25 protein-coding genes and 1 tRNA gene are annotated in these 23,257 nt (G+C 65.7%); 14 read left to right on the forward strand and 12 right to left on the reverse strand.

The features are described from left to right. Positions 1-112: 112 nt before the first annotated feature. Positions 113-1,645, forward strand: a complete 1,533-nt coding sequence (locus tag MKAN_RS10715) for a serine/threonine-protein kinase (protein ID WP_042313567.1) — start codon at positions 113-115, stop codon at positions 1,643-1,645. A gap of 91 nt (positions 1,646-1,736) precedes the next feature. Here MKAN_RS10715 and purD read toward each other — a convergent pair whose 3' ends face one another. The 6 genes from purD to MKAN_RS10745 all read right to left on the reverse strand — a co-directional run bounded on the left by purD (position 1,737) and on the right by MKAN_RS10745 (position 8,215). After that, on the reverse strand, positions 1,737-3,005 hold the full coding sequence (gene purD / locus MKAN_RS10720; protein ID WP_023368163.1) for a phosphoribosylamine--glycine ligase: 1,269 nt from the start codon (positions 3,003-3,005) through the stop codon (positions 1,737-1,739). Between the two features lie 197 nt (positions 3,006-3,202). Further along, positions 3,203-4,564 (reverse strand): HNH endonuclease signature motif containing protein, encoded by a 1,362-nt coding sequence (locus MKAN_RS10725; RefSeq protein ID WP_023368165.1) that lies wholly within the window; start codon positions 4,562-4,564, stop codon positions 3,203-3,205. Positions 4,565-4,678: 114 nt separating this feature from the next. Beyond that, complete coding sequence (locus MKAN_RS10730) at positions 4,679-5,116, reverse strand: carboxymuconolactone decarboxylase family protein (protein ID WP_036395448.1); 438 nt, start codon at positions 5,114-5,116, stop codon at positions 4,679-4,681. Next, positions 5,116-5,988, reverse strand: coding sequence for an NAD(P)-dependent oxidoreductase (locus MKAN_RS10735; RefSeq protein ID WP_023368169.1), 873 nt, complete (start codon positions 5,986-5,988; stop codon positions 5,116-5,118). The genes MKAN_RS10730 and MKAN_RS10735 overlap by 1 nt, the downstream gene beginning before the upstream one ends. Further along, the gene (locus MKAN_RS10740; RefSeq protein ID WP_023368171.1) at positions 5,985-6,737 is read right to left on the reverse strand and encodes an SDR family oxidoreductase; all 753 of its coding nucleotides are present in this window, start codon (positions 6,735-6,737) and stop codon (positions 5,985-5,987) included. Before MKAN_RS10740 ends, MKAN_RS10735 begins: the two co-directional genes overlap by 4 nt. An 8-nt stretch (positions 6,738-6,745) precedes the next feature. Next, positions 6,746-8,215 (reverse strand): aldehyde dehydrogenase, encoded by a 1,470-nt coding sequence (locus tag MKAN_RS10745; protein WP_023368173.1) that lies wholly within the window; start codon positions 8,213-8,215, stop codon positions 6,746-6,748. 221 nt (positions 8,216-8,436) lie between these two features. On the opposite strand from MKAN_RS10745, the gene MKAN_RS10750 reads away from it, so the two are divergent. The 8 genes from MKAN_RS10750 to MKAN_RS10785 all read left to right on the forward strand — a co-directional run bounded on the left by MKAN_RS10750 (position 8,437) and on the right by MKAN_RS10785 (position 14,917). Beyond that, a complete protein-coding gene (locus tag MKAN_RS10750) occupies positions 8,437-9,063 on the forward strand; it encodes a TetR/AcrR family transcriptional regulator (RefSeq protein WP_023368175.1) in 627 nt (208 codons plus the stop codon). Continuing rightward, positions 9,060-10,277 (forward strand): cytochrome P450, encoded by a 1,218-nt coding sequence (locus MKAN_RS10755; protein ID WP_023368177.1) that lies wholly within the window; start codon positions 9,060-9,062, stop codon positions 10,275-10,277. Before MKAN_RS10750 ends, MKAN_RS10755 begins: the two co-directional genes overlap by 4 nt. Further along, positions 10,278-11,102 (forward strand): SDR family oxidoreductase, encoded by an 825-nt coding sequence (locus MKAN_RS10760; RefSeq protein ID WP_023368179.1) that lies wholly within the window; start codon positions 10,278-10,280, stop codon positions 11,100-11,102. Beyond that, the gene (locus MKAN_RS10765; RefSeq protein ID WP_023368181.1) at positions 11,099-12,454 is read left to right on the forward strand and encodes a cytochrome P450; all 1,356 of its coding nucleotides are present in this window, start codon (positions 11,099-11,101) and stop codon (positions 12,452-12,454) included. Before MKAN_RS10760 ends, MKAN_RS10765 begins: the two co-directional genes overlap by 4 nt. A 2-nt stretch (positions 12,455-12,456) precedes the next feature. After that, a complete protein-coding gene (locus tag MKAN_RS10770; protein WP_023368183.1) occupies positions 12,457-12,660 on the forward strand; it encodes a ferredoxin in 204 nt (67 codons plus the stop codon). Positions 12,661-12,676: 16 nt separating this feature from the next. Further along, a complete protein-coding gene (locus MKAN_RS10775; RefSeq protein WP_023368185.1) occupies positions 12,677-13,222 on the forward strand; it encodes a nuclear transport factor 2-like protein in 546 nt (181 codons plus the stop codon). A 151-nt stretch (positions 13,223-13,373) separates the two neighbouring features. After that, complete coding sequence (locus MKAN_RS10780; RefSeq protein WP_036395447.1) at positions 13,374-14,501, forward strand: NDMA-dependent alcohol dehydrogenase; 1,128 nt, start codon at positions 13,374-13,376, stop codon at positions 14,499-14,501. Further along, positions 14,498-14,917, forward strand: a complete 420-nt coding sequence (locus MKAN_RS10785) for a ketosteroid isomerase family protein (RefSeq protein WP_023368189.1) — start codon at positions 14,498-14,500, stop codon at positions 14,915-14,917. Before MKAN_RS10780 ends, MKAN_RS10785 begins: the two co-directional genes overlap by 4 nt. Before the next feature lie 5 nt (positions 14,918-14,922). Here the strand turns inward: MKAN_RS10785 and MKAN_RS10790 are convergent, their stop codons facing one another. Then, on the reverse strand, positions 14,923-16,377 hold the full coding sequence (locus MKAN_RS10790; protein WP_080674061.1) for a hypothetical protein: 1,455 nt from the start codon (positions 16,375-16,377) through the stop codon (positions 14,923-14,925). A gap of 322 nt (positions 16,378-16,699) precedes the next feature. On the opposite strand from MKAN_RS10790, the gene MKAN_RS10795 reads away from it, so the two are divergent. The 3 genes from MKAN_RS10795 to MKAN_RS10805 all read left to right on the forward strand — a co-directional run bounded on the left by MKAN_RS10795 (position 16,700) and on the right by MKAN_RS10805 (position 18,881). Then, positions 16,700-16,903: a hypothetical protein gene (locus MKAN_RS10795; protein ID WP_023368195.1), complete on the forward strand. Its 204-nt coding sequence runs from the start codon at positions 16,700-16,702 to the stop codon at positions 16,901-16,903. Positions 16,904-17,051: 148 nt separating this feature from the next. Continuing rightward, positions 17,052-18,440: a PE-PPE domain-containing protein gene (locus MKAN_RS10800; protein WP_023368197.1), complete on the forward strand. Its 1,389-nt coding sequence runs from the start codon at positions 17,052-17,054 to the stop codon at positions 18,438-18,440. A gap of 36 nt (positions 18,441-18,476) precedes the next feature. Beyond that, positions 18,477-18,881 (forward strand): HIT family protein, encoded by a 405-nt coding sequence (locus tag MKAN_RS10805; RefSeq protein WP_023368199.1) that lies wholly within the window; start codon positions 18,477-18,479, stop codon positions 18,879-18,881. On the opposite strand, the gene MKAN_RS10810 is transcribed toward MKAN_RS10805, so the two are convergent. After that, a complete protein-coding gene (locus MKAN_RS10810) occupies positions 18,869-20,302 on the reverse strand; it encodes a sensor histidine kinase (RefSeq protein WP_023368201.1) in 1,434 nt (477 codons plus the stop codon). The genes MKAN_RS10805 and MKAN_RS10810 overlap by 13 nt on opposite strands. Before the next feature lie 41 nt (positions 20,303-20,343). Continuing rightward, positions 20,344-21,066: a two-component system response regulator PhoP gene (phoP, locus tag MKAN_RS10815; RefSeq protein ID WP_036395445.1), complete on the reverse strand. Its 723-nt coding sequence runs from the start codon at positions 21,064-21,066 to the stop codon at positions 20,344-20,346. A 161-nt stretch (positions 21,067-21,227) separates the two neighbouring features. Between phoP and MKAN_RS10820 the strand changes: the two genes are divergently transcribed. Together MKAN_RS10820 and MKAN_RS10825 are read left to right on the forward strand one after the other, a co-directional pair. After that, positions 21,228-21,950, forward strand: a complete 723-nt coding sequence (locus MKAN_RS10820; RefSeq protein WP_023368205.1) for a hypothetical protein — start codon at positions 21,228-21,230, stop codon at positions 21,948-21,950. Between the two features lie 27 nt (positions 21,951-21,977). Further along, positions 21,978-22,049, forward strand: a tRNA-Thr gene (locus tag MKAN_RS10825). Positions 22,050-22,121: 72 nt separating this feature from the next. On the opposite strand, the gene MKAN_RS32725 is transcribed toward MKAN_RS10825, so the two are convergent. From MKAN_RS32725 to MKAN_RS31110, 3 genes are all read right to left on the reverse strand, one after another. Next, on the reverse strand, positions 22,122-22,319 hold the full coding sequence (locus MKAN_RS32725; RefSeq protein ID WP_332909378.1) for a tyrosine-type recombinase/integrase: 198 nt from the start codon (positions 22,317-22,319) through the stop codon (positions 22,122-22,124). A 102-nt stretch (positions 22,320-22,421) separates the two neighbouring features. Continuing rightward, on the reverse strand, positions 22,422-22,670 hold the full coding sequence (locus tag MKAN_RS32730; protein ID WP_306769733.1) for an Arm DNA-binding domain-containing protein: 249 nt from the start codon (positions 22,668-22,670) through the stop codon (positions 22,422-22,424). A 7-nt stretch (positions 22,671-22,677) separates the two neighbouring features. Continuing rightward, positions 22,678-23,250 carry a hypothetical protein gene (locus tag MKAN_RS31110; RefSeq protein ID WP_023368211.1) on the reverse strand — a complete coding sequence of 191 codons (573 nt, stop codon included), beginning with the start codon at positions 23,248-23,250 and terminating at the stop codon, positions 22,678-22,680. Positions 23,251-23,257: the final 7 nt, after the last annotated feature.

Below are 23,257 nucleotides of genomic sequence, written 5' to 3' on the forward strand. Positions count from 1 at the left end.
AACTCATAGAAAACAGAGGGTGGCCTCACGGTAAAGCGCTGGGTAATATCAATCCCAGCTAATCGCAGACTGAGCTGAGAATGTACTCGGCATTCCGGTAATGGACGGTGCGATGATTGGGTTAGGTGATCAAGGCCCGGGTATCGGGTTAAAAGTCGGTGACATCTTTGCCGGATACACGATTGTCCGTTTGCTGGGCGCCGGGGGAATGGGCGAAGTCTACCTTGCCCAGCACCCACGGCTGCCGCGCCGCGAAGCGCTCAAGATATTGGGCGGTGAGGTATCCGCTGACGACGACTTTCGCCGGCGATTCATCAGAGAGGCGGACGTGGCGTCCGCGCTGTGGCATCCGAACATCGTGCGGGTCAACGACCGAGGCGAGTTCGATGGGAAGCTATGGATCTCGATGGACTTCGTCGACGGAACCGACGCAGCCAGCCTGTTGCGGAACCGCTTTCCGGCCGGAATGCCGGCAGATCAAGTAGTCACGATAATCGCAGCGATCGCAAGCGCACTAGACCACGCGCATCAGCACCACAATGTCATGCACCGCGATGTCAGCCCCGCGAATATCCTGCTCGCCGACCCGGACGGCGGCGATCAGCGGATTCTCTTGGGCGACTTCGGAATAGCTCGGAGCATCGGCGAGACGAGTGGTCTGACCGCGACGAACATGACCATCGGCACGTTTCCCTATGCGGCGCCCGAACAGCTAACGGGCGCAGAGATTGACGGACGCGCCGATCAGTACGCGCTGGCGGCTACCGCCTACCATCTGCTGGCCGGATCGACACTGTTCCCGCACACCAACCCTGCGGTTGTGATCAGCCGCCACCTGACCACCCCGCCTCCGGCACTAGCGCAGATCCACCCGCCCTTCGCGGCCTTCGACCCGGTGCTTGCCGTAGCGCTCGCGAAGGACCCCGCCGATCGCTTCGCATGCTGCACTGATTTCGCCGACGCGTTCGCACGCGCAGCCCGTCGCGTCGAACATCCGATAGCGTCGGCTTCGACCATGCCGAGACCCTTGGCGAGCGGGCCACTCAACGGCGTGGGGGTCTCGGCCGTGGCTGAGGCCGGCACACGGCAACGACGTCGTCGGTGGCGGCTCTTCGCCGCAGCATCAACGGTTGTCGCGGTCACCGCCGTCGGAGCCAGCGACTACCCGTTCGACACCGACTCGATAGCGGGGCCGCTCGCCGCATCGCCGACTGTGGCGTCGCCTCGCCAGCCGGCGGACTACCCGCCACCACCGGCGGTGGCGCCGCCTCGGCAGGTGGCGCAGTACGTGCCGCCACCCACAGCGGCGCAGCCGCCAACGGTGCCAACGCGCAGGGACATTCCAGCTCCGGCATCCGCTGCGGCCGCGCCGGCGCCCCGACGCCCGGCACCCGTCCCGCAGCAACCGATACCCGACCCCGAACAGACCTTTCTCGGTCTCGTGTCACAGATCCCCGGTGTCATCGTCACCGACCCCGCAACTGCCGCCGCCACTGGCCGTGGCGTGTGCACGGACCTTCAGAACGGGGCAAGCCCCGATGATGCCGCCGCCGCGACCGTGAACAACACCGGAATCTCGCCCGCACAGGCTGCCGCCGGCGTCAACGCGGCGATCAGCGCCTTCTGTCCGCAACACCGGGGGTAGCGGAAAACGCCTCCCCGTGTCGACATCACAGCCGGGCGAGTCATACGTCGGGCACGTCTCCGACCGCGGCGGCATTGCGCCGTCGCGGTAGCTAAACGCTGATCTTTCGTTCTGCGGCGCGTAAGCCGATATCGCTGCGGAAATGACTGCCGGCTAACCGAATTGAACCGAGGATGTCGTATGCGTGCGCTCGCGCCGCTGACAGGTCCGCGCCGGTGCCCACCACCGACAGCACCCGGCCGCCGGATGACACGACGATGCCGTCCTCGCGTCGGATCGTCCCGGCGTGCAGTACCCCGTCGGCTTCGGAGCCGACGACGACATCGCCCACCCGGGGCCGCCCGGGATAGTTTTCGGCCGCCAGCACTACCGCCACGGCGGCGCCGTCTCGCCAGCGCAATTCGCCGAACTCCGCCAATTTTCCGGTACCCGCCGCGTACAGCAACTGCCCTAGAGGCGACTCCAGCAGCGCCAGCACCGCCTGAGTTTCGGGATCGCCGAAACGGCAGTTGAATTCGACCACCGCGGGGCCCTTCGTGGTGATCGCCAGACCGGCATACAGCAGGCCGCAGAACGGGCTGCCGCGGCGAACGAGTTCAGCCGCAACGGGTTCTACGATCTGGCCGACTATCTCCCGGTAGACCTCGTCGGGCAGCCACGGTAGCGGCGCGTACGCGCCCATACCACCGGTGTTGGGTCCGGTGTCGCCCTCGCCCACCCGCTTGAAGTCCTGCGCCGGCAGCAGCGGCACCACGGTCTCGCCGTCGACCACACAGAACAGCGACACCTCCGGACCGTCGAGATAGGACTCCAGCAGCACCGGATGCCCGGCCTCGAGCAGGCCCGCGGCATGGGCGCGGGCGACAGCGCGGTCCGGTGTGACCACCACGCCCTTGCCGGCGGCCAGATGGTCGTCTTTGACCACCCAGGCGGGGTCGCCCGCGGGCGGCCCGAACCGATCCAGCGCGACATCCAAATGGGCTGGGTTGTCGACGATTTGACTGGCGGCGGTGCGCACGCCGGCCGCGGCCATCACGTCCTTGGCGAATGCCTTGGAACCTTCGATGCGGGCGGCGTCCTTGCCGGGACCGAAGCAGACGATGCCGGCGGCGCGCACGGCGTCGGCCACCCCGAGCACCAGCGGCAGCTCGGGACCGATGACCACCATGTCGGCTTGGACCCGCTGCGCCAGGGCGACGACGTCCGCGCCGGAGGTGATGTCGACATCGTGCTGTTCGGCCAGGCGGGCGGTACCGGCGTTGCCCGGAGCCACGATGAGGTGCGTGACCTGCGGATCCCTGGCCAGCGCCAAGAGCAGGGCATGTTCACGGGCACCGGAGCCGATTACCAGGACGCGCACGAGAGGTCAGCGTAGCCGCGCAAGTCCCGGCCCAGGCCACCGACCCGTCGGGTCTTTTCTGGCCAGCGGGAACGGACCGGCGCGGCTTAGCGGAGGGCGGTCGGTTCCGGCCGAGGTGACTTGTCCCATCACGGCACCGCTTGCATCGTATGCGCGTTAGCTCGACAGCCGGCTGTGTAATGCCTGCTTTCCTGACGTCAATCAGCTTCCTCGTCGTCGGGCGCCAGCAGTCTCTCCGGGTGATGATAGCTATTCGTTCTCGGTTGTCCGCGGTCCAGTTGCGGTGGCGGGATCCATTCGGTGTCGCCGTGGGCGTTTTTGCGGGTGGTCCAGCCTTTTTCGACGAGTCGGTTGTCGACTCCGCAGGCCAGGGTCAGCTCGTCGATGTCGGTGCGGCCGGTGGCCTTCCAGCCTTGGACGTGGTGGACTTGGCTGTGGTAGGCGGGGGCATCGCATCCCGGCTTCGTGCAGCCACGGTCCCTGGCGTAGAGCATGATTCGCTGCGCGGGGGAAGCCAGCCGTTTGGTGTGATACAGCGCCAGGGCCTTGCCGCGATCGAAAATGGCCAAATAGTGGTGAGCGTGGCTGGCCAGGCGGATCACATCGCTCATCGGCAACAGCGTGCCCCCGCCGGTCAGGCCCTTGCCGGCGGCGGATTCCAGGTCCTGCAGCGTGGTGGTCACCACGATCGACACCGGTAACCCGTTGTGTTGGCCCAACTCCCCCGACGCCAACAGCCCCCGCAGTCCGGCAAGGACGCCGTCGTGGTTGCGTTGCGCCTGACTGCGCGTGTCACGGCGCACCGCATCCTCATCGGGCGTCTCATCCACGACGGGGGTTTGGTCATCGGGGTTGCACGCCCCGGGGGCGGCCAGCTTGGCCAACACGGCCTCCACGGCGGCGCGCAACTCCGGGGTCAGCATGCCGCTGATGCGCGACATCCCGTCGAATTCCTGCCTGCCCAGCATGATCCCGCGCTTGCGGGCCCGCTCCTGGTCGCGACATTCCCCGTCGGGGTTGAGCCAATCCATGATCCGTTGGGCGTATTTGGCTAACTCGTCGGGGCGATACCCGCAGGCTTTGCGGGCCAGGTCGGCTTCGGCGGCCTCCCGGGTAGCCAGGTCCACCTCGGCGGGCAGGTGGGCGAAGAAGCTGCGGATGACCCGCACATGCCCGTCGCCGACGAGCCCGTCGCGCTGGGCGGCCGCGGTCGCGGTCAACTGCGGCGCCAATGGCGCACCGGTGAGCGCCCACCGTTGCCCGAGATCAGCTGCCTCGTCGATGCGCCGGCTCGCTTCGGCCTTGGTGATACGCAACCGATCAGCCAGCGCCGAGCGCAGTTTGGCGCCCAGTTCTTCCTCGCCGGCCTGCGCGCCGAGCTGATTGATCAGCGTGTGCTGCGGTGTCCGCAGCCGGCGCGCCAAGCTTTCCAGGCGCTCCAGGGCGCGCATTCGCTCGGGGGTGGTGAGCACGTCAAAAGACAACTCGCACAAACGATCCAGATCCGCGTCGAGCGTGTTGAAGACCCCGACGATGTCTTCACGACTGCTCGAACCCATGCCTGAAATTCTACGAACAGCCACCGACAACAATCGCCGTCATGTGACCACTGAAACCACAGTGACACAAGGGATTACGGGACCACGGCCGCGCCGTCATCGAGCGCGTACGCCCTAGTCGGCGGCCTTACCCGAGTGCATCTTCAACGCGGCGTCGACGTTGGCCTTCTTGTCCTCGTCGGCTCCCTTGGCCGCGGCCTTCTTACGCCTTGCCACGACGGTGTCAACCGCCCCATTGAACGCAGAACCCAGCGGAAACCCGAGATAGTGGGTGAGGAAGACGGCCATCTCCTTCAGTTCGGTCTCGGTGAGCTCTGCGTTGAGCAGCGCGGCGTTGATCTGGATTTCGGCCAGGTCGCGATTCCCGATCGCGGTCACCGCGGTCAACGTCATGATCCGCTTGTCGCGCATCGACAAGCCCGGCCGTGTCCAGACGGTGCCGAACAGGTGATCGACGGTGAGGTCGAAGTACGCGTCGCCCTCGATGTTGGGCATCTCCCAGCCGTAGACCTCGTTCATCTTGTCCAGGCCCTTGCGGCGCAACTCGTCCATCACGACTCCTCAGCTAGATCGGGGTGCGGCACCCCGAGGCCGGCGGCCAACCGCTCCAATGCCAGCTTGGCCAACGGCAATTCAACCGATAGCGACTCCCCCAACGCCAGTGCCAGGCTCAGGTCCTTCTCCCCGAGTGCCCGGGTGTGCTCCAGCAGCGGACGCAGCGGGTCGTCGGGTTTCATCGCGGCCGTGGTCTCCCGGAACATGATGGCTCCGGGACCACCGGTCAGGGCATCGCTGTGGCGCACCACTTTGGCGAGCGACCGCAGGCTCAAACCGCTTGCCTCGGCCAGCTTTTCGGCCTCGGCAGCCGCCGCGTAGGACACGAATGTCAGCATGTTGCGGGCCAGTTTCATCCGGGTACCGGCGCCTGGTTCGCCGGCGTGGATCACCAGCGACGCCCACCGGCGAAACGGCTCCTTGATCCGCTGGAACGTCTCGTCGTCGGCGCCCACCATGGTGGCCAATTTGCCTTCGGCCGCTGCCCCTGCGCCGCCGCTGACCGGGGCGTCCACAACGTGGACGCCCTGCGGCTCGAGTTGTCGCGCTAGCTCGACGGCGGTGGTGTCGCTGATGGTGGAGTGAATCGCAATGATGGTGCCGGTCTTGGCGTTCGCGGCCAGCCCGTCGTCGCCGGTGATCACGCTGCGCACCTGAGCGTCGTCGAGCACCGTCACGCTGATGATGTCGGCGCCGGCAACCTCGGCGACGCTCGCCGCCGCTGTGGCGCCACCCTCGACGAACGGCTCCATGGCTTCGGCCCGTACATCGAAGACCGTCAGCCCGCCCGGCCAGTCGAGGTAACGCTTGGCCATTGGTGCACCCTGGTTGCCCAGGCCGATGTATCCGAGGCGGGGTGGCGCGGTCATGATCGGATGACCTGCCCGCCATCGACATTGAAAATCTGTCCGGTGATCCAGGACGCCTGGTCGCTGAGCAGGAACAGGCACATTCCCACCAGATCCTCGGGAGTCCCCATGCGAGACAACGGGATTTGTTTGACCATGTCCTTGACCAGCTCGCCGGGCGTCACGGTTCGGGTGGCCTCGGTGTCGATCGGCCCGGGCGCGATCGCGTTGATCCGGATCTTCATTCCGCCCAGCTCCCGAGCGAGCTGTTGGGTGAGCCCGTTGACCCCGACCTTGGCTAGGCCGTAGAAGTTCGAGTACAGCCAGGCCGCGGTGGACGACTGGTTGACGATGGCGCCGCCGCCCCGCTTGGCCATGTGCCTGTATACCGCGCGGGTGCACACCAGCGCACCGTCATGGTTGACGCTCATGAACTTCCGGTAGTAGTCCCACGGCACAGTCAGCAGCAGGTCCAGCTTCATGCCGCCGTAGATCGCGGCGTTGTTCACCAGATAGTCGACGCCGCCGAATTCGCTGACGGTGCGCTGGGCCATGTCCTTGGCCGATTCCTCGTCCGAAACATCAACGGCCACCGGGATTGCGGTTCCGCCGTCGGCAGCGATCTGCTTGGCGACTGCCTCGGCGGTGCCGGTGTTGATGTCGGCGACCACCACGGACGCGCCTTCGCGCGCCAGCGCTTCGGCGTAGGCCCGGCCGATACCCTGCCCAGCCCCGGTGACAATGGCCACCTTGTCGTCGAATTGACCCACACCGTCTCCTAATTTGCTGCCTTGGCAATGAGTTTGGCTTCCAGGTATTCCTCGAAGCCGAGCAGTCCCATTTCGCGCCCGTTGCCGGACTGCTTGTAGCCGCCGAACGGCGCGTCCGCCGAATACCACACACCACCGTTGACGTTCACGGTCCCGACCCGCAGTCGCGCGGCGATCGCGGCCGCCCGGTCCGGGTCGGCGCCGAACACCGTGCCCGACAAGCCGTAGGGCGAGTCGTTGGCGATCCGTACGGCGTCGTCGTCACCGTCGTGGGCGATCACCGTCAGCACCGGCCCGAAGATCTCCTCCCGCGCGGGCCGGGCGTCATTGGTCAGGCCCGCGATGACGGTCGGCTCGATGAAGTATCCGACATCCCGGCCCGCCGGCCGTCCGCCGCCGCAGGCGAACGTCCCACCTTCGGCGACCGCTAAGTCCAGGTAGCCCTGCACCCGATCGCGCTGACGCGCCGAAATCAACGGCCCGCACACGGTTCCCGGGTCCTTGGGGTCGCCCGGCCTGATCGACGACATCGTTCCCGCCGCGATGGCGACGGCCTCGTCGTAGCGCGCCCGCGGCACCACCAGCCGGGTGGTGATTGCACAGCCCTGCCCGGCGTGCACAGCGGCGGTGAACGCCGAAACCGCGCACGCCCCGGCCAAATCGGCGTCCTCGAGCACGATGAACGCCGACTTGCCACCCAGCTCCAGGAATACCTTTTTGATGGTGGCCGCTGCGTCGGCCATCACGCTGCGCCCGGTCGCGGTGGAGCCGGTGAACGAAATCATGTCCACCCGAGGGTCTTTGGCCAGCAGCGCGCCCAGGCCGTGGTCGCTGGAGGTGACGATGTTGACCACTCCGGGCGGAAAATCGGTGTGGTCGGCGATGATCTCGCCGAGCACGGCCCCACACCACGGTGTGTCCGGCGCAGGCTTGAGTACGACGGAGTTGCCCGCGGCCAGCGCCGGCCCCAGCTTGGCCAGGTTGATCTGGTGGGGGAAGTTCCATGGTGTGATGGCCCCGACGACGCCCACGGCCTCCCGTGCCAAGGTGCGCCGGGTCGGGATGCCCAGCGGTGCCGCCTGACCGAGATCCTGCCTCCAGGAATAGGACTCGGCGGTGTCGGCGGCAAACGCCAGGTCATTGACCGGGCCTTCCAGCTGAGCGGCGGCGGTGAGCATCCGCGGCGCACCGACTTCGGAAATGGTCAGTTCTCGTAAGTCTTCGACGTGCTCGCGCATCGCATCGCGCAGCTGACGCACGCACCGCACCCGCAACGCCGTGTTGCGTGACCAGTCGGTGTCGTCGAAGGCACGCCGCGCGGCTTCGATGGCGCGTCCCATGTCTGCCGCGTCCGCGTCGGCGGCGACGCCCAGCACTTCCTCGGTGGCCGGATTGACCGTCGGAAAGGTGCCGGCACTGCCTTCCGACAACTTCCCGTCGATGAACAACGAGCTGACTCCGTCGGCCAACAAGGCCATCTAGCGCTCCCACCTGATCGTTGATGAAGACATCCAACCCGCTGGACAACTGGGGTGGACAACTGTCCGATATCTTTGCTTCGAACCATAGCTTCGCCTGTCGTAGCGGTGCAAGGGCCGGCACCGGAGACCGTCGTCGTACCGGCGCCAATATGCGGGACGAACTGGATTTTCAGCCAGCATGGTTGCCCGGCGCCACAACCGTCCGCTAGTTTGGACAGGTGTCCAGCGATGCACTGGTGGCGGTGACGGATCGGGCCGCGCAGGCAGTCGACGACCGGCCACGCAACCGGCGCCAGGAAGAAACGTTCCGCAAGGTGCTGGCAGCCGGCATGCAGACCTTGCGGGAGAACTCCTACACCGACCTGACGGTGCGCATGGTGGCTGCCCGCGCCAAGGTGGCTCCGGCCACCGCCTACACGTACTTCTCGTCGAAGAATCACCTGATCGCCGAGGTCTACCTCGACCTGGTCCGGCAAGTCCCCTACTTCACCGACGTCAACGTCCCGATGCCCGTCAGGGTGGATCAGGCGCTGCGGCACCTGGCGCTGGTAGTCGCCGACGAACCCGAGGTCGGCGCCGCGTGCACCACCGCGCTGCTCGGCGGTGGCGCAGACCCCGCGGTACGCGCGGCCCGCGAGCGTATCGGCGTCGAGATCCACCGGCGCATCGCGTCGGCCATTGGACCCGGCGCCGAGCCCACCACCGTATCCGCCTTGCAGATGGCGTTTTTCGGGGCGCTGGTGCAAGCCGGCAGCGGCGAGTTCACCTATCACGAGATCGCCGACCGCCTGGCCGATGCGGTGCGGCTGATCCTGGCCGGGGCCGAGAAGGCCGGTGACGCATGACTATTCATACCGGCAAGTCCGACGTGGTCCTGGATCCTTACGACTACGACTTCCACGAGGATCCGTACCCGTACTACCGGCGGCTGCGTGACGAGGCCCCGCTGTACCACAACGAAGAACTCGGCTTCTGGGCGTTGTCGCGGCACCGGGACGTGCATCAGGGTTTCCGCAACAGCACCACGCTGTCCAACCGCGACGGCGTTTCACTCGATCCGGTGTCCCGCGGTCCGCATGCCGCCAAGACGATGTCATTTCTGGCCATGGACGACCCTGCACATCTGCGGTTGCGCACGCTGGTGTCAAAAGGGTTCACCCCGCGCCGGATTCGAGAGCTCGAGCCGCGGGTGACCGAGCTGGCCGTGCAGCACCTGGACACCATGCTGGACAAGGCCGCGTCCGGAACCGTCGACTACGTCGCCGAATTCGCCGGCAAGCTGCCGATGGACGTGATCTCCGAGCTGATGGGCGTGCCGGTCGCCGATCGCGACCGAATCAGGGCCATGGCCGACGGCGTCATGCACCGTGAGGACGGCGTCACCGACGTGCCGGCGTCGGCGATCGAGGCCTCGATCAACTTGATCCTGTATTACCAGCAGATGATCGCCGAGCGTCGCGCGACGCCGGCCGACGATCTGACCTCGGCGCTGCTGGAGGCCGAGATCGACGGCGACCGGCTCACCGACGAGGAGATCCTCGGGTTCATGTTCCTGATGGTGATCGCCGGTAACGAGACGACCACCAAACTCCTTGCCAATGCGGCATATTGGGGTCATCGGAACCCCGACCAGCTGGCGCCGGTCTACGCGGACCTGTCGCGGGTGCCGCTGTGGGTCGAGGAAACCCTGCGCTACGACACGTCCAGCCAGATCCTGGCCCGCACCGTCGTGAGCGAGCTCACGCTCTACGACACCCGGATTCCCGATGGCGACGTCGTGTTACTGCTGCCCGGGTCGGCGCATCGCGACGAGCGGGTGTTCGACTGGCCCGACGAGTATCTGATCGGCCGGGAAATCGGTTCCAGGCTATTGAGTTTCGGCAGCGGCGCGCACTTTTGCCTGGGGGCTCATCTGGCCAGGATGGAGGCCCGGGTGGCGCTCACCGAACTGTTCAAGCGAATCCGCGGATATGAAGTCGACGAGGCCAATGCCGTCCGCGTCCACTCCAGCAATGTCCGCGGGTTCGCCGCCCTGCCCATAGCCGTGGAGGTCCGCTGAATGCCACGCTTTCCACCGCACCCGGACCGCAGGCCAGCGATTGTTGCCGGCGCGTCCTCGGGCATCGGCGCGGCCACCGCGATAGAGCTCGCCGCCCATGGGTTTCCAGTCGCGCTGGGTGCGCGGCGCGTGGATAAATGCCAGGAGATCGCCGAGAAGATCCAAGCCGACGGGGGCGCGGCGGTGGCGTTACCGCTCGACGTCACCGATCCCGAATCGGTCACGGATTTCGTGTGCGACGCGACCGAAAAGCTCGGCAACATCGAGGTTCTGGTCGCCGGGGCCGGCGACACCTATTTCGGCAGGCTGCACGAAACCGACACCGAGACCTTCGAGTCACAGGTCCGGATTCACCTGATCGGGGCCAACCGCCTGGCCACGGCTGTGCTGCCGGGCATGCTGGAACGCCAGCGCGGTGACCTGATCTTCGTCGGCTCCGATGTGGCGTTGCGCCAGCGTCCGCACATGGGCGCCTACGGGGCGGCCAAGGCCGGGCTGGTGGCGATGGTGACCAACCTGCAGATGGAGCTCGAGGGCACCGGGGTGCGCGCGTCCATCGTGCACCCGGGCCCGACGAAGACGGGGATGGGCTGGAGCTTGCCCGTCGAGTCGATCGGACCGGCCCTGCAGGACTGGGCCAAATGGGGTCAGGCGCGCCACAACTATTTCCTGCGGGCCTCAGATATCGCCCGGGCCATCACGTTTGTCGCCGAGACGCCCCGGGGCGGCTTTGTGGTGAACATGGAGCTGCAGCCCGAAGCGCCGCTGGCCGCCGCCGCAGAGCGGCACCAGCTCAGGGTCGACAAGGAAGCGCTGGATTCATGACCACAGCCATCGTGCCGCGAGTGTCCGGCGGCCAGGACGAACACGGGCATCTCGAAGAGTTCCGGACCGACCCGATCGGCCTGATGCAGCGGGTGCGCGACGAGTGCGGCGACGTGGGGTGGTTCCAGCTGGCGGACAAGCACGTCGTCCTGCTCTCCGGGGCCAAGGCCAACGAGTTCTTCTTCCGGTCTTCCGACGAGGAGCTGGACCAGGCGCAGGCCTATCCGTTCATGACGCCGATCTTCGGAAAGGGGGTGGTGTTCGACGCCAGCCCCGAGCGCCGCAAGGAGATGTTGCACAACTCGGCGCTGCGCGGTGAGCACATGAAGGGCCATGCCGCGACGATCGAACGCGAAGTGCACCGGATGATCGAGAACTGGTGCGACGAAGGCGAAATCGACCTGCTGGACTTCTTCGCCGAGTTGACCATCTACACCTCGACCTCGTGCCTGATCGGCACCAAGTTCCGCAACCAGCTCGACTCACGATTCGCACACTTCTATCACGAACTCGAGCGCGGCACCGACCCGCTGTGCTACGTCGACCCGTATCTGCCGATCGACAGCTTCCGCAGACGCGACGAAGCCCGAAAAGGGTTGGTGGCTTTGGTTCAAGAGATCATGCACCAGCGGATCGCCAACCCGCCCATCGACAAACGCGACCGCGACATGCTCGACGTGCTGGTTTCGATCCGCGACGAGGCCGGCCACCCGCGGTTCTCCGCCGACGAGATCACCGGCATGTTCATATCGTTGATGTTCGCCGGGCACCACACCAGTTCGGGCACCTCGGCGTGGACGCTGATCGAACTGCTGCGCCATCCGGACGCCTACGCCGAGGTGATCGCCGAGCTCGACGAGCTCTACGCAGACGGGCAGCCGGTGAGTTTCCATGCGCTGCGCCAGATTCCGCATTTGGAGAACGTGCTGAAGGAGACGCTGCGGCTACACCCGCCGCTGATCATTCTGATGCGGGTGGCCAAGGGCGAGTTCGAGGTCGAGGGCTACCCGATACACGAAGGCGAACTGGTGGCGGCCTCACCGGCGATCTCGAACCGGATTCCCGAAGACTTCCCCGATCCCGACGACTTCGTGCCGCAGCGTTACGACGAGCCGCGCCAAGAGGATTTGATCAACCGATGGACGTGGATTCCGTTCGGCGCCGGCCGGCATCGCTGCGTGGGCGCGGCGTTCGCCACCATGCAGATCAAGGCGATTTTCTCGGTGTTGTTGCGCGAGTATGAATTCGAGATGGCGCAGCCGCCCGACAGCTACCGCAACGACCACTCCAAGATGGTGGTGCAGTTGGCGCGGCCGGCCACCGTGCGCTACCGCCGCAGAAGAAGCGGCTGACCATGGCTTACCGGATCGAGGCCGACCCGGATTTGTGTCAGGGCCACGCGATGTGCGAACTGGAGGCGCCCGACTATTTCCGGGTGCCCAAGCGAGGCAAGGTCGAGATCGTCGACGCGCAGCCGCCCGAGGAGGCGCGCCCGGAAATCGAGCGAGCGGTCCGATCATGCCCCACGCAAGCTCTTTTCATCAAACAACAGGACTGACAGAGGGCTGGTGAAAATGGTGTCTTTCGAACGCGCCGAACTCGACGAGTGGGTGCAGTCGTGGCTGCGGGCCAACGAGGACTGCGAAAAAGCGGGCGACTGGACGCCGCTGGCCGGCTTCTACGCCGCCGATGCCACCTATGGCTGGAATATCGGCCCCAAGGAAGACGTGATGTGCGTCGGGATCGACGAGATCCGCGACATCGCGCTCGGCCTGGAGATGCAGGGCCTGCAGGATTGGCAGTATCCCTACCAGAAGGTCATCGTCGACGACCGCCAGGGCGAGATCGTCGGGTTCTGGAAGCAGGTCGTCGTCGACGCCGACGGCGGACGGCAGGAGGTCTACGGAATCGGCGGCAGCTGGTTTCGGCTCAACGCGGACAAACTCATCGAGTGGCAGCGGGATTTCTTCGACTTCGGGCACGTCTCGGCGCTCTACATGCAGCTAATGAAGAACGGAGAATTGTCGGAGGGCATGCGCAAACGGATCGACCGGGGCCTGTCAGGCGAAAAGATGCCCGGGTATTACCCACTGGGCCAGGCTCCGGTACCGCTGTGGTGAGCCGCCCGCCGGGACCCAACCAAGCATTTGTTTTGTTTGGCGCGCTATGCTGGCGCCACCGGGGGTGCCCTGTGGTACTCGTCACCACCGATGCTCGGCACGATGGGGCCGGGCAGTCTCAATTCAACGGCGAAATGAGGTCATGTCTACCGTGAAGACAAAAGGCGCTCTGATCTGGGAATTCAACCAGCCATGGTCGGTCGAGGACATCGAAATCGGTGACCCCGTCAAGGACGAGGTCAAGATCCAGATGGAGGCGGCGGGCATGTGCCGCTCCGACAACCACCTGGTTACCGGCGGTATTCCGATGGCGGGTTTCCCCGTGCTGGGCGGACACGAGGGCGCCGGGATCGTCACCGAGGTGGGTCCGGGTGTGGACGACATCGCCCCGGGCGATCACGTGGTGTTGTCGTTCATCCCGTCGTGCGGGAAGTGCCCCACCTGTCAGGCCGGGCTGCGCAATCTCTGCGATCTGGGGGCCGGGCTGCTGGCCGGCGCCGCGGTAAGCGACGGCACCTTCCGCATTCAGGCCCGCGGGCAAAATGTCTACCCGATGACGCTGCTGGGCACGTTCTCGCCCTACATGGTGGTGCACCGCAGCTCGGTAGTGAAGATCGACCCGTCGATCCCGTTCGAGGTCGCCTGCCTGGTCGGCTGCGGCGTCACCACCGGCTACGGCTCGGCGGTGCGCACCGCCGACATCCGGCCCGGTGACGACGTCGCCATCGTCGGTCTGGGCGGCGTCGGGATGGCCGCGCTGCAGGGCGCGGTCGCCGCCGGCGCGCGCTACATCTTCGCCGTCGAGCCGGTGGAGTGGAAGCGCGACCAGGCGCTGAAATTCGGCGCCACTCACGTCTATCCCGACATGAACGCCGCGCTCATGGGCATCGCCGAGGTCACCTACGGTCTGATGGCCAAGAAGGCGATCATCACCGTCGGCGAACTCCAGGGCGCCGATATCGACAGTTACCTGACCATCACCGCCAAGGGCGGCACCTGCGTGCTCACCGCCATCGGCAGCCTGCTGGACACCAATGTGACGCTGAACCTGGCGATGTTGACCTTGATGCAGAAGAACCTGCAGGGCACCATCTTCGGTGGCGGTAACCCGCAGTACGACATTCCGCAGCTGTTGTCGATGTATCGGGCCGGGAAGCTGAACCTGGACGACATGATCACCCGCCAGTACCGGCTGGAGCAGATCAACGACGGCTACCAGGACATGTTGGACGGCAAGAATATTCGCGGCGTCATCCGATTCACGGACGCCGATCGATGACCCAGACGGCCCAATCTCCGGCACTGACGGCGTCACAATCGTCGTGGCGCTGCGTGCAAGCTCACGATCGGCAGGGTTGGCTCGCGTTGATGGCCGACGATGTGGTGATCGAGGACCCGATCGGCGAGTCCGTCACGAACCCGGACGGCACCGGGGTGCGCGGCAAGGACGGCGTTGCCGCTTTCTACGACACCAACATCGCGGCCAATCAGTTGACGATCACCTGCGAGGAGACATTCCCGTCGAGTTCGCCCAACGAAATCGCCCATATCCTGGTGCTGCGCAGCAGGTTTCCAGGCGGCTTCACCAGCGAGGTCCGTGGCATATTCACCTATCGCGTCGACGACGTGGGGCTGATCACCAACATGCGCGGCTACTGGAACCTCGACATGATGACGTTCGGCAAGGAGGAATAGGCGTATCAGCCGATCCGGCCGATTCCCGTGATGTTGCCTTGCATGATCTTGTTACCCATCAGCACCATGCAGGCCGTTTGAATCGGGTCGCTGAGGATGGTAGCCGATTTCGGTTGCTGCAGAACCACTCTCCCGTTGTCAGGGTCGATGACGGCGAACGCGAAAACATCCAGTGGTGTGGTGTTGTCCAATCCGATCCGGGTGATGGTGTAGATCAGGCCGTCGGCGATGGACAGATGCGGCAATGCGGCGCTGCGAGTTCGACTGTCCCATACCGTGCGGCATCCGGTGGGCTCGACGTCCACCCTGGTCATCCCGCCGACGAACGGCGCTGTCGGCGGCACTGCCGGACCGGCGCCCGCCGGGACCGCCGGATAGGGGTAGCCGTAGGTGCTGGCGATGAACATCGAATTCCCGACACCGATGGGAGAGTTCTCGCTGCCGGGGCCGCCTTGGGTCAGCACCGGTTGCTCGCAAAACAGCGTGCCGGTTCCGGATTGGTAGACCAACGCGTGAACCAGCGGATCGGCGTTGTCCACGATGGTCAGGTAGTCGGCACCCGTCGGGCCGAAATAGGTTGGGGTGGAGCCTGTTCCCCAGCTCAGTTGCCCTGGTTTGCGGGCCGGTCCGCGATCGTAGGCTTGACGCCACAGGATCTGCGGGTTGCCCATGCCGTCCAGGTTGAGTTCGTAGAGGGCGAAGGTGGTGGCGACCGCGACGCGATTGCTCGGTGCCGCCGAGATGCTGTTCGCCACTTGCTCACCGGCGGGCAATTGCACGCTGGCAACACCCCCACCTGTTTTTGCCACGCCCACCACGCCGGTGCCGGTGGCGAACCAGACATTGCCCAGGTAATCGGGGACCACCCCGACGGATTGGTCGCCGGGCGGTATCACGCTGGACACATCGGTGGACTCGGTGACGATCAGCTGCCAGCAGCCCTTGCCGTCCTTGGCGTGAGCGATGCGCAGCAGATGGTTGGTTCCGTCGATCATCACCAGCTGGTTGTTGTTGTCCAGGTACGCATAGACGCCACCGAGCAGGCCGCCCTTGGCGATATCCATGCTGGCCAGCGGAATGACCCGCGGCACAATGCCGTTGGGATCGATCAGGTGAACCACCGGGGCCTGGGTGATGTCGGAGGTGCACAGCGCCAGCACCAGGCCGTCGGTCCCCTGGGTGATGGTCGGGCACGCGGCCACCAGCGGGTACGCCAGAATCGCGGAGGGCCGGGCTCCGGGTCCGGGTAGCGGTCCCGCGTCGGCCGAGGCGGCGTCGTTGTGCATGGACGCCAACCCGTTCGGCGCCATGAACGGATTCGGCGGCGCCAACGGGCCGAACATGGCTGCCGCCCGCGCGTTCGGTGGAAGGTTCCGGGAAAGCGCCGCGGGCACAAGAGAAATCGCGCACGCGGCCAGAAATGCCGTAGGAACAGCCAGCATTGCTGTGGGAAACCGCACCGGGGCCCCTCCCGCGCATTGGGTTAAGTGGATTGTCGCGATCGCGGACAACGACACGGCAACGCGATGTTAACGGTTTCGCCTCGAGATGACGGACCGGCGGTTCAGAGTGCTCGGCGGCAACCAACAGCTCGAATTCGCATACGGCGGTGAGGCGCCGGGCGCACGCTGCAACCGGGCAACAGACGGCCAGGAGCGTGCACATGATCGCCAGCGCCGATGATCAACCAACCCGACAACACTGGCGGCTCGCGCCGATACCGGCGCTGAGGGGCGTGCTGGCGGTCATCGGAGCAGTCGTGTCAGCCGTGTCCCTAGCTGGATGCCGGGGCTCTTCGGGTGGTCAGGGTCCTACCGCCAGTTCCCACTCTGCCGCGCCGTCGGCTGTTCCAAGTTACCGGGTTACCGGGTTACCGCCACCGTGCCCCTCGGCAAGAGCGGGGGGTGGCTGGCCGCGGATCCGGGCACCCACACCGTCTACGTCACCAAGCGCGACAACAACGTGGCGGTGATCCAATCTCGATAGTGAATGCCTGCCCCGAAAAGCTGGTGCTGCTCCGGCCCGTGAAAAGCCACGCTCAGGCCGCCAGCGGCGAGTACCCTCACAGCCACTGATTGCGTCGGGCCCACACGGCGTTGATGTTTGCCCGTGTTCGCTCCGCCAGGAGGCACCAGTGTCGTACGTCGTGGCAGCTCCCGAGTTGCTGGTCACTGCCGCCGGCGATTTGGCCGAGATCGGTTCGGCGGTCAGCGCGGCGAACGCGCTGGCCGCCAATTCCACAACGTCGTTGCTGCCCGCGGCCACCGACGAGGTGTCCACCCGCATTGCGGCGTTGTTCGGCGCGCACGGCCTGGAATACCAGGCGGTCGTCGCAGAAGCAGCGCAGTTGCATCGGCGGTTCGTAAGCACCATGGCTGCAACCGCGAGCTCGTATCTGACCACCGAGACCGCCAACGCTGAGCGAACGCTGCGGAACGCGGTCAACGTTCCGGCCCGGGCACTGTTGGGCCGCCAGCCATTCAGCAACGCCGGTAGCGCGATGGCTATGGGTGGCGCTGCCGGTCTTGCCCCGACTGCCACCGCGGCGGCGGGCACGAGGATCACGGTGCCCGGCGCAGGGCCGCTGTACTACCCGAACTTCATCACCACGCTGCCCTACCTCGGGCAGGTGCTCCTTCAGGGCGGCGTCCCGGGGCCAAGCTCGGTATCAATCCTGCAGGGGTACGAGCTGCTCAACCATGCCATCGGACAGAACTGGTTCCCCGGCACCACCGCTCAACTGGTCAACTACCCAGCCAGCATCGGCATCCTCAGCGGTAGCCTGGCCGCTCCCACCACCAACGACGCCGTCGCCATGGGACAGCGAGCGCTCAACGACCAGATCATGAATGCGTTTGCCAACGGTAGCGGCTCACCGGTACACATCGCCGGGCTGTCGGAGGGCACCATCGTCGTCAACCGCGAATTGGCTTACCTGGCAGCCAACCCGAGCGCTCCGCCGCCTCATGCTCTGCAGTTCGCCATGTTCTCCAGCCCCGAGCTCGGTCTGGCGAACATCTACCTGCCGAACGGGATGACCGTGCCATTGATCAACTACACGGTGCAGGGCCTACCGAACACCCAGTACGACGTCAGCGTGGTGTACGGCCAATACGATTTCTGGGGCAATCCGCCCGATCGACCCTGGAATCTGCCGGCAGCGGTGAACTCGCTGTTCGGGGCGGCTTACTACCACAACACGGCATCACTGGCCTCGCTGTCGGACGCGGTGCAGGTGTCCAGTACGACCACCTCCTTGGGCGGCGCCATCACCACCTACATGATTCCCGCTCCAACTCTGCCAATGTTGTTGCCGCTCAAGGATATCGGTGTTCCACAACCGATCGTCGACACCCTCAACTCGGTTCTGCAGCCGATTGTCAACGACGGCTATTCGTCGCTGACCCCTGATGCTGGACCGTATTTCTCACACGGGTCACTGGTCGGCTTGCCGACCGCCGCGGACGTGGTGAACTCGGTGGCGCGTGGCCTTTTCGGCTCCGCGCCCAACCTGTTCGGGTGACCGCGGGCCGCCGATGCGCCCACCTATGCTGGACGAATGGCGTCGATCTTCACCAAGATCATCAACCGCGAACTACCGGGCCGCTTCGTCTACGAGGACGACGACGTCGTCGCCTTCCTGACGATCGAGCCGATGACCCAAGGCCACACGCTGGTGGTGCCGCGCGCCGAAATCGACCAGTGGCAGGACGTGGACGGCGCGGTGTTCGCCCGCGTCATGCAGGTCAGCCAGCTGATCGGCAAGGCAGTGTGCAAGGCGTTCCACACCGAACGGGCCGGCGTGATCATCGCCGGGCTCGAGGTCCCGCATCTGCACATCCACGTGTTCCCCACCCGCAGCCTGCGTGACTTCGGATTTGCCAACGTCGACCGCAACCCGTCGCCGGAGTCACTCGACGAGGCGCAGGCCAAGATCAAGGCCGCACTGGCTCAACTGACCTGAGCCGCAACCTCGCTGACACGCGGCAGGGTGACGCGAAAACAGCACCCCTCCCCCGGCGCGGTCGCCAGGCTGACAGCACCGCCGTGAGCCCTGACCAAGGAGTCGACGATCGACAGTCCCAGGCCGGTACCGCCGCTGGCTCGTGCCCGTGACGAGTCGGTGCGGTAGAAGCGCTCGAAAACCCGCGACGCATCTTCCTGGCTCATGCCCGGTCCCCTGTCGGCCACCTCGAGCACCGCATCGTCACCCTCGGTGCCGACGCGGACGGTGATGTCGGCGCTTGCCGGGGTGTGCTGCAACGCATTCGCGACGAGGTTGCTCAGCACCTGGCGCAGCCGCGCGTCGTCGCCGAGCACCTCGGGAGTGCCGGGGCCTTCCAGGAATTCCAGGGTGATCGTGCGCTCGGGGTCGATCGCCTGCGCGTCGTGCACCGCATCGCTTGCCAACGCCAGCAAGTCCACCTGGTGATGTTCCAGCGGCCGCTGGACGTCCAGGCGGGCCAACATCAGCAGGTCGTCCACCAGCAGGCCCATCCTGCTGGCTTCGCTCTCGATCCGAGACAGCAACATGGCGACGTCGCGGGCGGCACCCTGGCGGTACAGCTCGGCGAAGCCGCGAATGGTGGTCAGCGGCGTGCGCAGTTCGTGGCTGGCGTCGGTGATGAATCGGCGCATCCGATCCTCGGACCCGCGGGCCTTCTCGGCAGAAGATTCGGAGTCCGCTACCGCCTGTTGGATCTGGGACAGCATCCCGTTGAGCGCCAGCGAAAGTCGGCCCACCTCGGTTCGGGGATCGCGCTCGGGGACGCGGCGATCCAGCTGTCCGGAGGCGATCGCCGCGGCGGTCTGTTCCACCTCGGCCAATGGCCGCAGGCTACGGCGCACCACCGCGTAGCCGGCGATACCGACGACAACCAGTACGGCAGCGCCGATGCCGATCTGCAACCAGACCAGCGATCGAACCGTGTGCTGGACGTCAGACAGATCGATGGCCACTGTGGTCAGGCCGCCATGAGTGCCGTGCACCGAGACCGCGCGCCATTCGATATCGGAGCCGTTCACCGAATGCAGGGTCGTCGGATCCGGGCCGACGTCGTTGCTAGGAGGCAACGCCGGCTCGGCATTGCGGTCGTTGATGGCCGTGACGGTGTGGCCGTCGGGACTGATGCCGCGCACGTAGAACTTCGACGGCGGCCGGGCGGGATCGGGCCCTTCCCCGTTGGACATCGAATGCTTCCACGGGGACTGCGCCCAGGTGCGCGAGGCGTCCAGCAGCGTCGAATCGATCCGGCTGATCAGGCTGTGCCGCAGGATCGAGGTGACCGCAACGCCCGAAGCCAGCAGACCGCACAGCACCAGAACCAGGGTCGCCGCGACCAGGCTTACCCGCAGCGGTATTCCGCGTCGACGGTGCGTGGCCATACTCCACTACCTAGCCGGGCCGGGCACCACACGAAGCGCGCTCATCGTGGCTCCCGCAATACGTAGCCCACTCCGCGCAGGGTGTGCAGCAGCCGCTTCTCGCCGGTGTCAATCTTGCGGCGCAGGTACGAGACATAGGACTCAACAACGTTGACATCCCCGCCGAAGTCGTAGCGCCACACGTGGTCGAGGATCTTCGGCTTGCTCAACACCGTGCCGGCGTTGATCACGAAATAACGCAGCAAGGTGAACTCGGTGGGCGACAGCGACACCGGCTGGCCGGCCTTCCACACCTCGTGGGTTTCCTCGTCGAGCTCGATATCGGCGAACGTCAGGCGGGAATTGCGCGGTTCGGCGCTGCCCTTGCCGGCGCGGCGCAGAATGACCCGCAGCCGGGCGACAACCTCCTCCAGGCTGAACGGCTTGGTCACATAGTCGTCGCCGCCCAGAGTCAGGCCGGCGATCTTGTCCTGCAGGGAGTCGCGGGCGGTCAGGAATAACGCGGGGGCATCGACGCCGTCGGCCCGCAGTCGGCGCAGCACCCCGAAGCCGTCCATGCCGGGCATCATCACGTCGAGGATCACCGCGTCCGGGCGGGCTTCCCGGGCCCGGTCCAACGCCTGGGCCCCGTTGCTGGCCGTATGGACCTCGAATCCCTGGAACTTCAGGCTCACCGACAGCAGCTCGACAATGTTGGCCTCGTCGTCCACGACGAGGATGCGAGCTTCCGGTGTGCCGGCTTCTCCCGGGTTCACTGCGGTCATGACAACCATTCCTGCAGCACGTAGTTGAGTACTAGCTTCACGTTCATTGAGTACTTCCTGAGAGCTCGTTGGCAGTCGACTGATAATAGTCTGCCAGGAGTCGGCTGATTGGCTTGAACCCATGCGCAATTATTTGGTCGCGTCGCGAATAGACTCGCAGGATGAATCTCGGCAACAGTCTCGTGGCGATCGCTACCCTGCCGGCCCGTGCCGGTCTCGCCGCCGCCGAAACCAGCCTCAACCTAGCCGGCGCAGCGGTCGGACTGGCGAAGCAAGCGCTCGGTGAGACCGGTGGCGATGCCGGGTCCAACGCCATGGCCAGCGTATTGGGGATCGAAGAGGCGATCGTGCGCGCCAACCGGCTGGCCAAGCTCCTGGACGAAGACGCACCGCTGGGACGCGCGATCGCACCCGACGGGCCGATGGACCGAATGCTGCGCCCGGGTGGGGTGGTCGACCTGCTGACCGCGCCCGGCGGATTGCTGGACCGCCTCACCGCCGAGGGAGGTGCGATGCAGCGCGCGCTGCAACCGGGCGGGCTGGCCGACCAGATACTGGCCGAAGACGGCCTGGTCGAACGGGTGCTTTCCGAGGACGGGCTGGCCGATCGGCTGCTCGCCGAGGGCGGCCTGATCGACAAGCTGACGTCGAAGAACGGACCCCTCGAACAACTCGCCGGCGTGGCCGACACCCTGGCCCGGCTGGCGCCGGGCATGGAGGCGCTCGAGCCCGCGATTGCCACGCTGCAAGACGCCGTCATTGCGCTCACCATGGTGGTCAACCCGCTCAGCAACATCGCCGAGCGCATCCCGCTGCCGGGCCGCCGGCCACGCTCGTCGTCTCGGTCGGTGCGCTCGCAACGCATCATCGACAGCGAGCACTGACCCGTTAGGCTGGCACCGGTTAACCAGGCCTCCTTAGCTCAGTGGTAGAGCACTCGCCTTGTAAGCGAGCGGTCGTCAGTTCAATCCTGACAGGGGGCTCGACTTACTCATCTAGCTGCGCAAACTTCGCAGGCAGTGTGCTGAGAGAGCGCTCGATCCAAGGCTTCGGTGTCACGACCGTGTCACAACCTTCTGCAAAGCGGCAGCGGCCGCCTTCAATGCATCGTTCTGCGCGTGAACGTAGGTCCGCATGGTGAACGCCGGATCGGCATGGCCGAGCCACGCCGAGATAACTGCGATCGGGACGCCCGGCGCGTGCATGATCGAGGCGCAGGAATGTCTGGCGTCGTGCAACCGGATCTGTCGCACCTTGGCCTCGCCGCACAGTTCTCGCCAGAAGTCCGACAGGGTGTCCGGGTGGTACGCACGGGGGTCGTCGGCTCGATGTCGTGCAAGCCAGCGAGCCAATCGCTACCATGCCTGTTCGATAGTAAGCGCGGAGCGAGCGACGAAAGTGCCGTCGACAACGCCGCCGGTGATCTTCGCGAGAGCATCGCGCGCTTCGCGCTCCGAGGCGTAGCGCCGCCGCACCTGGCGGCGCTTGCCGTCTGCCGACTTGCCCGCGTCGACCGTGACTTGGTAGCGCACGGCGCGTTTTCCAGTGCTACGGTCGACGACCTCGACCTTCCTGATTTGTGGTTGTAACTGTTGGCGACTCATGTAGACCTCACGCCTTCTTCTTGCCTTGCGTTGTGGGCGGCAGAAATCCGCGCTCCCGTGCGCGCCGCACATACTCGTGCGCCATCCTCTGTTTGACTCCGAATGTTCGTCCGACCGCCTCAGCGGGGGCCTTGTCGATATTGGCGCGGTAGACCTCGGCGACCTGGCGCAGAAGCTCCGCGTTGACATGTCGCCGACCCGCGCGAAGGTCGTGCAGAAACCCGCGGATGGCCCGCCACTGCTCGCTCTCGTCGATTTCACCTAGCTGAGCGCGTACCGCCGCGCCGTCCCTGTCGCGCCAAACATCACGCACTTCGAAGATGCATGTTCCGTAGATGGTGTTTACAAGTGTTGCGACCTCCGTTTCGCGGAGGTCTTTCTGGCGAATCTCCCTCTGATCTTCTGTTGCGCGCCAACTTAATTCAACCAATCTGGGCACATCGTGACGCAACTCAACGCGGCAGTGGAGATCTGGCCCACCGCGGCGATTGTCGAAGTCAAACTCAATCCACGATGGCAACAACCTCACCGAGGGACTCCACTCGCCCTCGGCCAACGGCTTGCCGTCTGAGTCGGGCAATTGCTCG

The sequence above is a fragment of the Mycobacterium kansasii ATCC 12478 genome, from assembly GCF_000157895.3.
Classification (GTDB): Bacteria; Actinomycetota; Actinomycetes; order Mycobacteriales; family Mycobacteriaceae; genus Mycobacterium; species Mycobacterium kansasii.

Coding starts and splice junctions, on each gene's coding strand:
- MKAN_RS10715 (WP_042313567.1), top strand. CDS start 113: ATGATTGGGTTAGGTGATCAAGGCCCGGGTATCGGGTTAAAAGTCGGT.
- MKAN_RS10725 (WP_023368165.1), bottom strand. CDS start 4,564: ATGGGTTCGAGCAGTCGTGAAGACATCGTCGGGGTCTTCAACACGCTC.
- MKAN_RS10730 (WP_036395448.1), bottom strand. CDS start 5,116: ATGGACGAGTTGCGCCGCAAGGGCCTGGACAAGATGAACGAGGTCTAC.
- MKAN_RS10735 (WP_023368169.1), bottom strand. CDS start 5,988: ATGACCGCGCCACCCCGCCTCGGATACATCGGCCTGGGCAACCAGGGT.
- MKAN_RS10745 (WP_023368173.1), bottom strand. CDS start 8,215: ATGGCCTTGTTGGCCGACGGAGTCAGCTCGTTGTTCATCGACGGGAAG.
- MKAN_RS10755 (WP_023368177.1), top strand. CDS start 9,060: ATGACTATTCATACCGGCAAGTCCGACGTGGTCCTGGATCCTTACGAC.
- MKAN_RS10760 (WP_023368179.1), top strand. CDS start 10,278: ATGCCACGCTTTCCACCGCACCCGGACCGCAGGCCAGCGATTGTTGCC.
- MKAN_RS10765 (WP_023368181.1), top strand. CDS start 11,099: ATGACCACAGCCATCGTGCCGCGAGTGTCCGGCGGCCAGGACGAACAC.
- MKAN_RS10770 (WP_023368183.1), top strand. CDS start 12,457: ATGGCTTACCGGATCGAGGCCGACCCGGATTTGTGTCAGGGCCACGCG.
- MKAN_RS10775 (WP_023368185.1), top strand. CDS start 12,677: ATGGTGTCTTTCGAACGCGCCGAACTCGACGAGTGGGTGCAGTCGTGG.
- MKAN_RS10785 (WP_023368189.1), top strand. CDS start 14,498: ATGACCCAGACGGCCCAATCTCCGGCACTGACGGCGTCACAATCGTCG.
- MKAN_RS10795 (WP_023368195.1), top strand. CDS start 16,700: ATGCCGGGGCTCTTCGGGTGGTCAGGGTCCTACCGCCAGTTCCCACTC.
- MKAN_RS10805 (WP_023368199.1), top strand. CDS start 18,477: ATGGCGTCGATCTTCACCAAGATCATCAACCGCGAACTACCGGGCCGC.
- MKAN_RS10810 (WP_023368201.1), bottom strand. CDS start 20,302: ATGGCCACGCACCGTCGACGCGGAATACCGCTGCGGGTAAGCCTGGTC.
- phoP (WP_036395445.1), bottom strand. CDS start 21,066: ATGACCGCAGTGAACCCGGGAGAAGCCGGCACACCGGAAGCTCGCATC.
- MKAN_RS10820 (WP_023368205.1), top strand. CDS start 21,228: ATGAATCTCGGCAACAGTCTCGTGGCGATCGCTACCCTGCCGGCCCGT.
- MKAN_RS32730 (WP_306769733.1), bottom strand. CDS start 22,670: ATGAGTCGCCAACAGTTACAACCACAAATCAGGAAGGTCGAGGTCGTC.